The 13,193-nt window shown below is 58.3% G+C and carries 12 protein-coding genes and 1 pseudogene; 7 read left to right on the plus strand and 6 right to left on the minus strand.

Annotation, left to right across the window (positions count from 1 at the left end; translation table 11 throughout):
* Positions 1 to 163 precede the first annotated feature (163 nt).
* On the plus strand, positions 164 to 1,660 hold the full coding sequence (locus ACVOME_RS09345; protein WP_481505012.1) for a reverse transcriptase domain-containing protein: 1,497 nt from the start codon (positions 164 to 166) through the stop codon (positions 1,658 to 1,660).
* Between the two features lie 22 nt (positions 1,661 to 1,682).
* On the opposite strand, the gene ACVOME_RS09350 is transcribed toward ACVOME_RS09345, so the two are convergent.
* From ACVOME_RS09350 to ACVOME_RS09365, 4 genes and pseudogenes are all read right to left on the minus strand, one after another.
* Entirely contained in the window at positions 1,683 to 3,302 is a 1,620-nt protein-coding gene (locus tag ACVOME_RS09350) for a TIGR04141 family sporadically distributed protein (protein ID WP_481505013.1), read from the minus strand.
* Positions 3,303 to 4,111: 809 nt separating this feature from the next.
* Positions 4,112 to 5,002 carry an HNH endonuclease gene (locus ACVOME_RS09355; RefSeq protein WP_481505014.1) on the minus strand — a complete coding sequence of 297 codons (891 nt, stop codon included), beginning with the start codon at positions 5,000 to 5,002 and terminating at the stop codon, positions 4,112 to 4,114.
* Positions 5,003 to 5,626: 624 nt separating this feature from the next.
* Positions 5,627 to 5,995: a hypothetical protein gene (locus ACVOME_RS09360; RefSeq protein ID WP_197600618.1), complete on the minus strand. Its 369-nt coding sequence runs from the start codon at positions 5,993 to 5,995 to the stop codon at positions 5,627 to 5,629.
* A 484-nt stretch (positions 5,996 to 6,479) separates the two neighbouring features.
* Positions 6,480 to 6,694: pseudogene (locus tag ACVOME_RS09365) on the minus strand (hypothetical protein).
* 132 nt (positions 6,695 to 6,826) lie between these two features.
* On the opposite strand from ACVOME_RS09365, the gene ACVOME_RS09370 reads away from it, so the two are divergent.
* From ACVOME_RS09370 to ACVOME_RS09385, 4 genes are all read left to right on the plus strand, one after another.
* On the plus strand, positions 6,827 to 7,492 hold the full coding sequence (locus ACVOME_RS09370; RefSeq protein WP_481505015.1) for a DUF6988 family protein: 666 nt from the start codon (positions 6,827 to 6,829) through the stop codon (positions 7,490 to 7,492).
* A gap of 347 nt (positions 7,493 to 7,839) precedes the next feature.
* The gene (locus ACVOME_RS09375; protein ID WP_481505016.1) at positions 7,840 to 8,979 is read left to right on the plus strand and encodes a YncE family protein; all 1,140 of its coding nucleotides are present in this window, start codon (positions 7,840 to 7,842) and stop codon (positions 8,977 to 8,979) included.
* Between the two features lie 147 nt (positions 8,980 to 9,126).
* Positions 9,127 to 10,041 (plus strand): HNH endonuclease, encoded by a 915-nt coding sequence (locus tag ACVOME_RS09380; protein ID WP_414487754.1) that lies wholly within the window; start codon positions 9,127 to 9,129, stop codon positions 10,039 to 10,041.
* A 45-nt stretch (positions 10,042 to 10,086) separates the two neighbouring features.
* A complete protein-coding gene (locus tag ACVOME_RS09385) occupies positions 10,087 to 10,680 on the plus strand; it encodes a hypothetical protein (protein WP_414487753.1) in 594 nt (197 codons plus the stop codon).
* Positions 10,681 to 10,739: 59 nt separating this feature from the next.
* Here the strand turns inward: ACVOME_RS09385 and ACVOME_RS09390 are convergent, their stop codons facing one another.
* Positions 10,740 to 11,216 (minus strand): DUF4440 domain-containing protein, encoded by a 477-nt coding sequence (locus ACVOME_RS09390; protein ID WP_197571269.1) that lies wholly within the window; start codon positions 11,214 to 11,216, stop codon positions 10,740 to 10,742.
* Between the two features lie 219 nt (positions 11,217 to 11,435).
* Between ACVOME_RS09390 and ACVOME_RS09395 the strand changes: the two genes are divergently transcribed.
* Together ACVOME_RS09395 and ACVOME_RS09400 are read left to right on the plus strand one after the other, a co-directional pair.
* Complete coding sequence (locus tag ACVOME_RS09395) at positions 11,436 to 12,248, plus strand: alpha/beta fold hydrolase (RefSeq protein WP_481505017.1); 813 nt, start codon at positions 11,436 to 11,438, stop codon at positions 12,246 to 12,248.
* Positions 12,249 to 12,268: 20 nt separating this feature from the next.
* The gene (locus ACVOME_RS09400) at positions 12,269 to 12,439 is read left to right on the plus strand and encodes a hypothetical protein (RefSeq protein ID WP_164972344.1); all 171 of its coding nucleotides are present in this window, start codon (positions 12,269 to 12,271) and stop codon (positions 12,437 to 12,439) included.
* Here ACVOME_RS09400 and ACVOME_RS09405 read toward each other — a convergent pair.
* Entirely contained in the window at positions 12,436 to 13,179 is a 744-nt protein-coding gene (locus ACVOME_RS09405; RefSeq protein ID WP_460256228.1) for a hypothetical protein, read from the minus strand. The genes ACVOME_RS09400 and ACVOME_RS09405 overlap by 4 nt on opposite strands.
* Positions 13,180 to 13,193 lie beyond the last annotated feature (14 nt).

Genomic DNA, 13,193 nt, shown 5'->3' on the forward strand with positions numbered 1-13,193 from the left:
CATGCCCCAAGGGGGCTAGCGGGACCGATCTAAGGCGGTATGCCGTTCGGAGCCGAGGTGCGAACTGAGGCCACCTGATATCCTACTTTACCCGATTGGTACCGTGGCCCGAGTTCGCTCGGGCTTTTTTTTACTCTTTTTTCTTGGTATCAAGGATGGATAAATGATTAGCGAAAAGGAGCTGGCTGCCGAGATTGTCTTAGAGTGCAACAAGCTAATTCGGCGATATGAGGTCTATCACAATAACCTACACGCTGAGACTGTTCGCATGGCGAAAAGACTCGGTGTGGTGCCCGCAAAGATTGTAATCAAGCCCGACTATTGGAAAAAGAATAGAAAGTTCGATCCGTTTTATTGTCGCGGCAGAGCTCGAGCAATGGCGAGAGCCATCGTTCGGAAGATTATTCTGAAAACGTACAATCCAGAGTCGCCCCACGAGAAAGATGTTCCAAAGGCATCAGGGGGGAAGCGTAAGCTGCGAATTTACCAGATTCCTGACGCTGTAGTTTCCAAGATCGTGTACGAGCGGATGCTGTCGAAAAATAGGCATCGATTTAGTGCTTTCTCATATGCCTATAGAGATGATCGCAATGTCCATTTTGCAATACAAGACATGCATTCAGACATATCTGGATTCGATCGTGCATACATTGCGGAGTACGACTTTTCAGATTTTTTCGGAAACATTTCCCATCGTCATCTACAGGCGCAGCTGAATTCAAATGGATTGCTGATTAGTGAAGAGGATGAGTGGATACTCAAGAAATTCCTTCTGAGCGATAAGGGGATTCCTCAGGGAACTTCGGTTTCGCTGTTCCTGGCGAATGTAGCGTGCCTTTCTCTTGATAAGTCTCTGGAAAAGATTGGGGTGAAATTCGCCCGCTATGCTGATGACACAGTCATCTGTAGTGATAGCTATGATTCCATCTGCAGAGCTGTTCGCTGTATTTCAGACTTCTCTCGTCAGTCTGAAGTAAAAATAAACTTTGCCAAGTCGGAAGGAATTAGTATGCTTTCCGATATGGTAGGTAAAGCGGAGATGCGAGAGAAGCGTAGTTTTGATTTTCTCGGTTATGCGGTCTCAATGAGGGCGCTTGGCATCAAAAAATCCTCCGAGCAAAGAATTAAGAAGCGAATATCGTACCTGCTCTACAGAAATCTTCTTCAGCCGCTTAAGGGAGCCGCCCTTGCAGGTGTTCGTGTCCCAGTTGGGTATGACCCGGACCTGATTACAGCTATGTTGCAGGTGCGGCGGTATGTCTGTGGAAGTCTCTATAAGTCTGATTTGCACAACTATCTTAATTCAGGAATTGGGCAGATTAGATTTCGGGGAGTGATGAGCTTCTATCCGCTTGTAACGGACGAGGAGCAACTTATGTCACTGGACGGGTGGCTGACATCGACCGTCTTTCGAGTGCTGAAGCTTAGAGCGCGTAGATATGCTGCGCACGGGCATCCCAGTGTAGGAACTGTTTTCCCCTTTAGCGTGCCAAAGGTCCGTCTGGTCTCCGCACTCGACTCTATGAGCTATTCGGGACGAAAGTTGTTGGAAATTCCGAGCTTTCTCTTGGTTTCTAGGGCGATGAGAAAGGCTATCAACGAGCATGGAATTTCCTATGTGATGGATCCAAAATCGAGCCGGTACGCCTACAGAACCTAGGCGATTGCAGGTCAAAATTCACTCACAGTTTCTGCTTCTTAGGTTTCTGCTTTTTAATGAGTGGCAACTGAGGGTCGATGGGGATCGCGGTAAGCCTCACTTTATAGCCCAATGCGAGAAGCTGTGAAGTGGCGTTCTTCAATGAAACTTTCGAGAAGAAGGGGAGTTCGGACGGGATAGATTTATCCGTCGCGATTGCATAAGTTACCGTATATTTTGATGCGTCAGGGCGGGATTTGGTGTCCTTCAATGCAATGCTCTGCGGAAGTTTCTTGTTTAGTCGCTGGCGAAACGCTTCGTCTTTTACGAACGCCTCTGCCGCAGTTAAGCCTTGAGCAAATAAGTGACTCAGAGTGGCTGACGAGCGATAGTATTTTACGTGAATGAAATTTTCGGACCCTTCAATTAGGTCGCAAAACTCGATCTTGTCGAGTGGCCCGCCTAGTTGAATATTATTCTTGTCCATTAGATGTATATTGTCGACCAGATCTGATGCATGCTGGTTGTATTCGCCTTCGTTTGCGAAAGAATAGATTGGAAGTGAATTGGCCGTGACTGGAATTTTGGTAAGGCTATCATCTACTCTTTTGATGAAGTCAGATTCAATCCTGAACCACACGCCATTTCGAAGCGTGAACCTGTCGTTTCCTTCGGAAATCTCCGCGTAAAGGCATCTGTAGGCGGACCAGCTTCGAATTGAGTTGTATTCTGAATTGTTTATGTGGACAGTCGACGACTTAATTGTGGTTAGACAGAACTCTATGCCCTTGGAGTCGATGTATTCGCGGAGATCGGAGATCTGAAGAATCTGGTGCCTCGGGGTGTTGGGTCGCATGTCAAATGAGTACCCCGCGTTTGATTCCCAGTCTACAATTTCAGGTTCCCCCATCCATAGATTGCCTTCGCCGTCTCGTCTAATTAGGTCGTCAAGAAACAGGTCCAGTAGATTAACTGTGTCGGGATCTCGAACCCTCGCGACGTTATCAATCCAGCTGTATGCAGAAGGCAGTGGATCTCTAAATAGTTCAAGGGCCTTTGTAAGGATTGGTAATATTCCTGGAATGTCTGTCTCGACCATCAGGGTGAGTGTGTCCCGACCAGTAATGTGGCTTCCCAATATAGGAAATCTGCACGCACCCGTAACTGCATACACCAGGTCGGATTCTGAGTTGGCCTGCAAGTCGAATATGTCGGACTGCGTGGTGCTTTGTGTCCTGGAGCTTAATGGACTATCGTCGTAGCTTGCCTTGTCTAGGCTCCTGAGCTTGCCTGGATCTACTGCGTTCAATGTTACACGCAGTCCGAAATCCCGTTCCATGGATTCAGGATGGATGAGGTGAAAGCCAGATCCAAAGGAAATCAAAAATACTCTAAGCTCTAGCTTAATTAGGAGAACTGCCCCGACGCTTGCGCTCTTTCCAAACCTCATCTCAGGCGCGCCTGGGTGCTCAGTTAGAAGATGAGCCCAGGCAGGAGTTTTGGATGGCGGCTCTCTCTTTATGAATACCACGGCTTCTTCGCAGTCAACCGGAATATGGTGCATTGCTTCAACCATTTCATGCTTAATGAATAATCCGTAGTCTTCAATTCCTTCTCTGGCAAGATAAATTGACAGTTTTTCCTTGCGCGCTCCATCTCTCATTGCGGTCATATCCCTTGATGTGTGAGAGTTCCAAGATGATGCTAACCGAATTGTGCTCCATGTAAGTATCTAATGGTGCGCCAGATTCTGCCTTTGTCACGCGATTAATGTGGTGGCATAGGCCATCCATGGGCAGAGCATCAACAGCGCATGATGAGAGGTGCTGCTGGTTGCAGAAGATGATCCACTCAGCGATTAACTGTGTAGCGTACAGCTGGCTTTCGAAAGGATGCTTGCGAACGAACTGCCTTTTTCAATGGTCCCACTGATTCGCTCATCCAGCTTGGGCTTGACCTTGGCCATGCCCCTCGTCGGCTTGTGGTACGTCTCCCGACCCGCAACTTGGAACCGTTGACAGAGCTTCGTCATCGTCAACGCGGTGCCTTCATCTCCTGGCCCTCGCTTGGTGACCAAGTACATCGGCTTGCGCCATTTCCCAGCAGAGAGGTCATCTCTTTCCGGGCGCGGATCTCCAGAACTGCCCTGCTAAACGCTTCCTGCAGGTCCTCCGGCTGTCGCTAGTGCTCCTTGAGTGCATCCTCCGTATTGGGCCGCAGGGCCTTCTACATAATGCCCTCGCCATCTTCGCCCAGCTTTCGATCGCGGCTAGGGTCGAGTCGCATTGACTGCTACTTCCGCCTGGAACTGGACCAGATCAAAGACCAAGGCCGACTTGCATCGGGCGGATCAGCGCTTGATCTTTTCTTCAACCTATCCGCTCACCTGTGTCTACTTCGTGGAAGCTACAGCTGAACGGAGAATCAGTGGGCTCTTATAGAAGGCGCAGGAAGCCAATGCTCTGGGGAATGCTATGGGGGATTGCGGCGATCAAATACAACGTTTCGGTGGAGTTCCAAGAAGCCAAGTTGCCTTGGTGAGAAAATTCCATGCCGACGCGATGTATCCAAGTTCAGACCGAGCCGATCTTGGACCTCAAACGGTAGGCCGCTCGAAACGAGTACGCGTCCGCTCGATAAAAAGCTAATCCATCCCAGATCAAACAGCAGGTCCGCATGGGGAGCCAGCAGGAGTCCGTTCTCGCCATCGGCACGCTCGCTATTAGTGCTATCTGCCCATGGCTTGATGTGGCTCGCGCGGAGGAATCTCAGGTCCTCAATGCCAGTTAGCCTGCACCCCTTCTCAACGCCGATCAGGCGCTCACGGAAAAGGCGTTGCTTCGTCCGCACTTCAGTTTCGCGTCTTGCGCTGGTTGCGCCAACGTCATCGATAGCGGCATCGATCTCAGCTTTGTCCGTCTCACCTGGGGCAAGGCCCAGCGAGGCTTCCAGTGATCTCAAGCGGGACACAATGGCAGACCATGGCTGCCCTTCTCGATCGGGCGTGCCTGGTTGAACGTAGGAGGACTGACACATGAACCTACCGAGGTACCGGTAGGGCCGCCCCTTGCCCATCATCTGGAACACTACGAGCGTTTTGCCATCCTTGGCGTGCTCGCCAATGGCTCGGTTGCCCGCTACATACTTCATGTCTCCGACTTGACCCTCGCCGAAGTAATGAAAGACTTCGTCGTCGTCCCAGAAAGCATGGTAGCCGTGAGACGCGCCGGCCTCGCAAGTGAACGCGATGACTAGCGGATGATCCTTGGGTATCGAAATGCCGCCTTGCCGTTGCCCGCCAAATACGCCATGGATCTGCTCCTGACGGTTGTAGAGCGGACCCACCTCGAATGGGAGTTCCATCCTCGATCCCTGTCCCAGAGGCTAAGTGCCCAGGATTCTAGCCAGAACCAGGCTGCCTGTGTCATTGATTGACGCGTTTGGCTGTTGGGGAAGATGGAGATGGGCGCTAATGGGATGCGGAACGAGCGCAGCCGGTCTCAGGCGAGCTCAAATTTCTCCTCCGTTTCTCTGGTGAGTCCCACCCATCTCGCCAGTGTTGTAGGTCCATTGCATCGCTTGCAACCGCAGGCATCGTGACGACCAACAGCTTAGGTCCAGAGTTGTCCACGAACAGGATGGGATCTGTCCGCACGCTCACGACAAAGAAGCGTGCGCCGGAATCATGTCTTCCCATGGCGACCCCTTGGCAAGCCAACTTTTCGGCGAAGCGCTTGGCTTCGGCCCGAAACATGGCGAACTCCGAGTCGGCGAGTCTTGTGTATCTCTCAAGACTCATTGTGGTGGGCGGTGAATATATCCGGCCCATGAGCAACCCCAGCAGCGCTGCCGCCGCCATGGCAAGGAAAGTCCGGCTTGGCATATTGAGGCCAGTGTAAGACGCCAAATGGCTCAGGCTGGGGCGAATGATTCGGACCGTGCATACGATCCGGTGCATTGCAGCGAATGCGCATAGCGAAGCACGTGCTATTCCCGCACCTGCAACCGATCAGCCACCTGCGCCGTCAACGCCACACACGCCATCTTCAACCCTTCCATCACCCGATCCCCCACGTACTCCTCGGACGGGCCGTTCTGCCGAGTCCGTTCCGCAGCCAGCATCAACTCCGCGACCACACGCAGACCGGCCACGGCGCAGTCCGCATCCGCTAGCTGAAGGCAACGCCCTGGCAGTTGATGTCGTTCCGGCCAAGGCTGACCATCCGCCGCAGCACCGGTTCCGATGCGGCGCAGCGTGGCGACGAAGGAGTTGGGATCGGGGGACGGTTCGCGCTCGGCTTCGGTGTTGTCCGGATCGTATAGCGCGTGCAGGGAACGGAAATCCGAGGTGCTCATGGCAATGCTCCGTACAGGACAGATAGCAGCGCCACCAGTATAGGCGGCGGACGGTGCGGGCTCGAAAACCGGCATGTACCAGACCGGCGGATCCGAAGATCCCCACGCACCGCCCGCCATAGAACGCGAACGGATTGCCAGCCGGCGCCACACAAATGGTGACGCCGGCCGGCAAGCGCATACATCTGGTACATGGGCGGGTTTTCGAGTCCCGCGCCACCCTTTTTCGGTGGCACGCCAAGATGTACCCGCACTAATGCGAAATGCCAAGAAATCGTCGGCCACAGGGGCCACAGATGCTGACGCTTACGGCATTGTTGCATGGCACGCGCAAAGCGGAAGCCTTGCAGTGCAGCGGTTTCGCCCCTTGTTAAGTAACCGCCCGAATGCGCTCCCAAAAGCACGGTTTGCCGCCGTGTGAGGTTCCAGAAGCGACACTCAGCTCAAAGCGTCGGTAGGCGAGTTGGGTCAATTGCGACACAGCTTATCGCTTCGACGCCAGACCCGGTCGTAGCCACAAGGCATCGTCGCGCTCCAGGCGTAGTCGCCGCCGAACGCCAGCGTCGCCTCGCGCGACGGCAGATCCGCGTAGCGGGCCAGCAGGTGCTCATCCACGCCGGCATCGCCATGGTCGATAGCGAACAGACAGAGAAGTTCCTTATCGACGCCTTCCAGCCATGCGGCGCCGACATTGGCCATGCTTATCTTCCAGCGGGATCGGGAGGACGGCTGCAGTGGGTCCCAAAGAATGGGATGAGGCACCGAACCCGGTCTGGTGGACCGGTTCTTTCGCTGGATATGCTGCGCCAGCCGACATCAGGAGTCATCGCCATGGAAGACCTGCTCAATCGATCCGCATTGCTCAATCAAGCGATGCTCTCCACCGTAGACCATCCCCCTGCGGATGAGTCTGCCAGACTGTTGGCGTCCAAGGACGCAGCGTTGCTGAGCATTGAACACGGGGAGGCGCTTCGCGTACTGATGGGGACAGGCATGGGGTCTTCGGCCATGGCTCTATTCCGTTGCCAGTACGAGGCATTCACCCGATCCGTTTGGATTGAGCACTGCGCACTCGAAGATCAGATCGCGCTGCTGTCCCGGCCACCGGAGGCCGGATCAGACGAGAAGGGGCTGCCGATGCTGTCGAGGATGCTGGAGGCATTGATGCAGGTCCCCCTTCTGGCCAACCTGCTGCCACATCTCATCGAACTGAAGGCGTATGCTTGGAGGCCGCTGAACTCATTTGTGCATACAGGGGTACACGCATTGAGTCAAAGTCGTGATGGCCTCTCCATGACCTTGGCGATGGACGTCATACGAATGAGCAACAATCTGTCGATGATGGCTGGCCAGCACCTCGCCATCCTCACTGGTATCCCGGAGCTGCAGAAGGAAGTGATTCGACTCAACGAGACGTACGCGGAATGTCTCCTCCTTGATGAAGAGAATCGTCGCGCCCTCCAGAAGGCAGCACTGGCTGTACCTTTGAGCGGGTGAGTGGCGGTCACTTGCCGAGGGGAGGCGACCCGCAACCCGATGGCCGAGTGGGTGGCAAGTCGTTTGATCGCCTCGACCCGGGGCATGATATGGCGGCCATCGCCACCGCCACCGCCACAGCCACAGCCACCGCAACGGCGGCCAAGCTCAAGTGACCGATCCTCTCCGCTTGAGGGAGCAGCGTCCGGGCGTCTGCCATACGGATGCAGCCGCACGCCACGCCCCCCACCTGCTACCATTCCCCCCGCTAACCCAGCCAGCCTTTCCGTGCGCACACGCCGGAACGGCCGTCTTCGTACGGCCCAGCGAGCCAGGACACCCTTCCGTGCCCTTTCAAGGATGCTCGCATGTTCCGTCATTCCGCTTTCCGCTCGGCCGCCCTGGCCCTTGCCATTTCGCTCAGCGTCGGCGCCCCGGCGGCCTTCGCCGATAACGCGCCCGCCGCCAGCACCACCACTGCGGTGCAGCGTCAGGCCATCGCCAAGGGCCTGTACGAACTGGCGTACAGCCCCACCCAGAACGCCGTGTTCGTCGCCTCATCCGGTGGCTTCGGCGATGACGCCGGCCCGTCGCAGGTGCTGCGCCTGAACCCGGCCACGCTGGCCGTGGAAACCCGCATCCCGCTGGAGCGCAAGGCGTTCGGCGTGGTGCTGGATGACGCCCACAACCGCCTGTACGTCGGCAACACCGTTGATACCTCGGTAACCGTGGTCGATACCGCCCAGAACAAGGCCATCGGCATCGTGCAGCTGATGGAGAAGAAGGTCGGCAAGGACGGCAAGGCCGCCTACACCCACGACCTGCGCGAGCTGGTGGTCGACAGCCCGGCCAACCGTCTGTACGTCACCGGCCATTCCAGCGAAGGCAGCGTGCTGTTCGTGGTCGATACCACCACGCTGAAAGTGATCGACACCATTCCGGGCTTGGGCAACGCCAAGGCGCCGGGCCTGGCGCTGGATGCCGCCAACAAGCGCGTGTATACCAGCAACCTGCTGGCCGACCTGGTGGTGGTCGGCACCGACGACAACAAGGTGGTAGCCCAGCACAAGATCAGCGCCGAGCAGCCGATGAACATCGCACTGCACCCGGACGGCAAGCGCCTGTTCGTGACCGACCAGGGCTCGGAGATGATCCGCAGCTACATGACCAAGAGCAGCGCGGGCTTCACCAGCAAGCACCCGGGCCAGCGCGTGCTGGTGCTCGACCGCACCACCGGCAAGGAACTGGCCAGCATCCCGACCGACGCCGGCCCGCTGGGCATCCTGCTGGACGCACCGCGCAAGCGCCTGTACGTGACTAACCGCGACGGCGGCACGGTGACCGCGTACAACAGTGACAGCTACCAGAAGGTGGCCACCTACCCGGTGCCGACCCACCCGAACAGCTTGGCGCTGGATGCCAAGAACAACGTGCTGTACGTGAGCATCAAGAACGGCGAGAAGGATGACAAGGACGCGAATGAGAGCGTGGCGCGCATCCAGTTGTAAGCGCAACACGCGACAGGTCAAAGGCAGAGGCAGGGCGATGCCCTGCCTCTGTTGTTTTGGACGAAATCGTGCCGATTACGACATTGCTAGGTAGTATCCCGTCAGGCGGCCAGGAGGCTGCGTCATCTGGACGAGACGGGGGCAGGAATGAGGTATTGGTGGGTCAATCAAAAGAAGACGTTCGACGCATCGTTCCAGGGCGGCTTTCTGTGGTCCCCAAAGAAAAAGAAGGGCGGGTACTCCAGTCCCTTCTATGACCATATGACGCAGGTCCAGCCCGGCGACATGGTCTTCGCATTTGCGAACAAGCGGATCAAAGCCCTTGCGGTGGTAACGGACCCGCACCACTCCCAGGACCGACCAGACGCGTTCGATGTGCCGGATAGTGAGTGGGGCAAGGACGGTTGGGCCGTCCCTGTGACGTACCGCCTGCTCGAGGCACCGCTGCTGGTGAGCGAGCATATGGATCGTCTCGATCCTCATCTCCCGGACAAGTATTCGCCCCTCAAGCGAAACGGCAAGGCGAACGAGGCGTACCTCTGCCCGGTGCCGCAGCGCATGGCAGATGAACTCCTAGCACTGATGAGGGTTGATGTTGATGAGGTGTCGCAGTGGCGGGAGGACGTGCCGATCAACCGCGCTATCGAAAAGATTGAGAATGATCGCGAGCTCTCGGTAACTCAAAAGAAGCAGTTGATTACCGCGCGCCTGGGACAAGGGAAGTTCCGCAACAACGTGAAGGCCATTGAGCTCAGGTGCCGCGTCACGGGAACCAGTGATGTCAACTTTCTTATCGCAAGCCACATCAAGCCGTGGGCGGATAGTGACAACGCCGAGCGTCTCGATGGCAACAATGGCCTAATGCTTGCGCCGCATGTCGATCGACTATTCGATCGGGGGTTTATCTCGTTCGATGACGAGGGTGGACTTATCGTGAGCCCCAAGTTGCCCGCAACGCTGTTGCAGGATTGGTCGCTCGAGCAGCGACGGGCGCAGCAGCCGTTCAATGCAGCGCAGCGGCGGTACCTCGACTACCACCGTAACCGGCGGTTCCAGAGGTAGAACGAGAGCTCGGCACCGCTGTTTCGCATCTCAGGGAGATAACGCATGGATGGCATCATCAATCGACTGGTGGACTTGAATGGTGGGCAATTGCTCTTCCCACTCATCTTGTGCGCTATCGCTGTTCTGCTGTTCAAGTGGATTGCAAGTAATGCGCAATCGAAAGGTACATCGCGAAAGGAGTTCCTTGAGCTATTTCAGCGTGCGGATGGCAAGGATGACCTTTGGCTCTCCGTTGCTGTGCGACATCACTTTGGCGCCTATCTGCCGGTGTCGCTGATTAAGGAACTCTCCCGGTTGGACCAGCCGGCGCGGGCAATCATGGAGATCGCTGACGCGTGGGAACTGATCGATCTGGATGACACCACCGGTGAGCTGACATGGCGCCATCGGCGGCATTCCACTCCACAACGAAGAAGGTATCTCGCTTGCGCATTCATGGCGGGCTACTGCATTACGGCCATGGTGGCCATGCTACTGGCGTACTTCTTGCTGGTCGGCGATTTCTCGCTGCGTGCATCTGCCCCGTACTGGCTATGGGTTGCGATTGCTGGCGTGTTGGCGGGGTGGTGCCTCCATCGCTACCTGCTGTTCAGTGCAGGCAGCGCAGCGATTGAGCGTTGGCTCGGAATGACGTGAGGCCGCCACTCGACTGCTGGGGTGGATCGAAGGGGCAGGCCTGTAAGCGCCCCCCAACCTCAATCCACCCCGCGGTGGTCATAGCTGATCACCCGCTCCACCTGCCAGGTGCCGTCCACGCGTCGCCACACCTGCACGAAGCGCGCCTGCCCCACCCACCGCTCCAGGCCGTCCTTGCCGCGTTCGTAGAAGCGATGGTCACCTATCTCCAATGCACGCTCGTCGTGCAGCGGGAACACCTGCAGCGAACGTTCCACCAGTTCGCGGCGCAGGCGCCAGCCGCCCTGGCGCGCGCTGTCGCACATGCGGGCCACGCTGCGCCGGAAGTCCTCGCGGCTGCTGGCCGATTTGCCGTCCTTGTCATGGAAGAACTCCATGTCCTCGGTGGTCATCGCCGCGGCCCGATCGGCATCGCAGGCCTCGAACGCCACCGCGAACAGCTGGGTATCGGCCTGGCGGATCTGCTCGCGCAGGGTATCGGACGGGGCAGGGCTGGCGGCAAGGCCGGCGGCGAGCAGGGGCAGGGCGAACAGCATGGCGCGTCTCCGTGGATGTCGGGCGCACAGTGGCACGCTGCGGGGGCGGTCAGCGCACGGGTGCGACGAAGCCGCGTCTGCCAGGTACGAACGCCCGGATTCCGGGTGCGGGTGCCGGGCGCCAGGCGTGTAGGGCATGTCATGGCGCGGGCGGATTCCCTCACGGTCGCCACAGGCGGCGCTGCCTAGGCTGGTGCCATCCTTTCACCAGGAGTTCCCATGCCTGCTTCCCCCATCCGGCTGCACATCGAAGACACCGGCGGCGAGGGCCGCCCGGTCATCCTCATCCATGGCTGGCCGCTCTCGGCCGAGGCATGGAAGGACCAAGTGCCGATCCTGCGGGATGCGGGCTACCGCGTGATCAGCTATGACCGCCGTGGCTTCGGTCGTTCCGAGAAGCCAACTGACGGCTATGACTACGACACGCTGGCGGCCGATCTGGCCGGCATCATCGAGCAACGCGATCTGAAGGAGGTCACGCTGGTCGGTTTCTCGATGGGTGGCGGCGAGGTGGCGCGCTACATCGCCAATCACGGCGAGTCGCGCCTGCACAGTGTGGTGTTCGCGGCTGCGGTGCCGCCGTACCTGCTGCGCACCGACGATAACCCGGAGGGCCCGCTGACCCAGGACAAGGCGGACGAGATGCGCACCGGCCTGGAACAGGACCGCGAAGCCTTCTTCGATGGTTTCACCCGCGATTTCTTCAGCGCCAACGGCAAGCTGATGGTCACCGAGGCCGAGCGCCAGGCGACGATTGCGCTGTGCCACCAGTCCGACCAGGCGGCGGCGCTGGGTTGCATGAAGGCGTTTGCCACTACCGACTTCCGTCGCGATCTGCAGAAGGTGAGCGTTCCCACCCTGGTGCTGCACGGCGACAGTGATGCCACCGTGCCACTGGAGGGCTCGGGCAAGCGCACCCAGCGCGCCATACGCGGCAGCGAGCTGGTGGTGCTGCATAACGCGCCGCATGGCTGCAACACCAGCCACACCGACGACTTCAATCTGGCGCTGCTGAACTTCCTCAAGCAGTAATCGGCCTCTACACTCGTCGCATGCGCCAGACCCGCACGCCACCGTGGAAGAAGCCCAACCCGAAGGGCCAGAAGTCGCAGCCGTTGTCGCCTGCACAGAAGGAGGCGGCGCGGCAGCGCGCGGAGGAGAACGGGCGACCCTATCCGAACCTGGTCGACAACATGTGGGCGGCCAAGCTGCCGCGCGGTTAGCGCGGCGTTGGGCGGCCCGCTGGTGCAGGGGCGAGCAGGGGCGTCCAACCGCGTTCGCGCCAAGGTGCGAACGTGCGTGGGTGGACCTGCACCGCACCCGCGGCCAGAGCGCCCCGCGCTGTCAGTGCGGCCTGCAGTGCGTCTGTCTGCATCGGCTGTGCGAACGCGACCTGCAGCAGGTCACCCTGCTGCCGTACCTGTACCGGCAGGACATCGCGCGACTGGATTGCCAGCGGTGGGCGGCCGATGGTGTAGTCCATCTCGACCGTGCGTGCGCCCTGTGCGATGACAGGCTGCCACGCCTGCAACAGCGCGGCGTGCCGGGATGCGGGCAGGCGCACCTGGGCGATGCTCGCCGGGTAGCCGACGGTGCTTTCAACCATGACCTGGAAGCGTGCGCCGTCCGGCATGACGACGGCCCATACCGCTGCCGTGGCGAAGATCGGTATGCAGCCGACGAAGTACCAGCGGCGGGGAACCGGTGCGGCAACGGGGTAGCTCCACTGCGGATGACGACGTTGCAGGCGCCGTAGTGCCTTGCGTTCGCGACGGCGCGGTGGTGTGGCCGTAGGCAGCAGGGATTGCGTGACTGGTGGCAGCTTGGCGCGCTGGGTCTGGATGACACGCGACACGGCGTAGGCCGCCCCTGCGATCATCAACAGGCCGGTGCCGTAATGCACCAGCAGGTACAGCGTCAGCATCCAGCGCACTCCATGCAACGGCTCTTCCTCGGTGGACATCGTACCGCCGAGCA

It is taken from the genome of Stenotrophomonas sp. STEN008, assembly GCF_056760435.1.

Bases quoted from the DNA above. Each gene is read 5' to 3' on its own strand.
- ACVOME_RS09345 (WP_481505012.1), top strand. From the start codon at position 164: ATGATTAGCGAAAAGGAGCTGGCTGCCGAGATTGTCTTAGAGTGCAAC.
- ACVOME_RS09350 (WP_481505013.1), bottom strand. From the start codon at position 3,302: ATGAGAGATGGAGCGCGCAAGGAAAAACTGTCAATTTATCTTGCCAGA.
- ACVOME_RS09355 (WP_481505014.1), bottom strand. From the start codon at position 5,002: ATGGAACTCCCATTCGAGGTGGGTCCGCTCTACAACCGTCAGGAGCAG.
- ACVOME_RS09360 (WP_197600618.1), bottom strand. From the start codon at position 5,995: ATGAGCACCTCGGATTTCCGTTCCCTGCACGCGCTATACGATCCGGAC.
- ACVOME_RS09370 (WP_481505015.1), top strand. From the start codon at position 6,827: ATGGAAGACCTGCTCAATCGATCCGCATTGCTCAATCAAGCGATGCTC.
- ACVOME_RS09375 (WP_481505016.1), top strand. From the start codon at position 7,840: ATGTTCCGTCATTCCGCTTTCCGCTCGGCCGCCCTGGCCCTTGCCATT.
- ACVOME_RS09380 (WP_414487754.1), top strand. From the start codon at position 9,127: ATGAGGTATTGGTGGGTCAATCAAAAGAAGACGTTCGACGCATCGTTC.
- ACVOME_RS09385 (WP_414487753.1), top strand. From the start codon at position 10,087: ATGGATGGCATCATCAATCGACTGGTGGACTTGAATGGTGGGCAATTG.
- ACVOME_RS09390 (WP_197571269.1), bottom strand. From the start codon at position 11,216: ATGCTGTTCGCCCTGCCCCTGCTCGCCGCCGGCCTTGCCGCCAGCCCT.
- ACVOME_RS09395 (WP_481505017.1), top strand. From the start codon at position 11,436: ATGCCTGCTTCCCCCATCCGGCTGCACATCGAAGACACCGGCGGCGAG.
- ACVOME_RS09400 (WP_164972344.1), top strand. From the start codon at position 12,269: ATGCGCCAGACCCGCACGCCACCGTGGAAGAAGCCCAACCCGAAGGGC.
- ACVOME_RS09405 (WP_460256228.1), bottom strand. From the start codon at position 13,179: ATGTCCACCGAGGAAGAGCCGTTGCATGGAGTGCGCTGGATGCTGACG.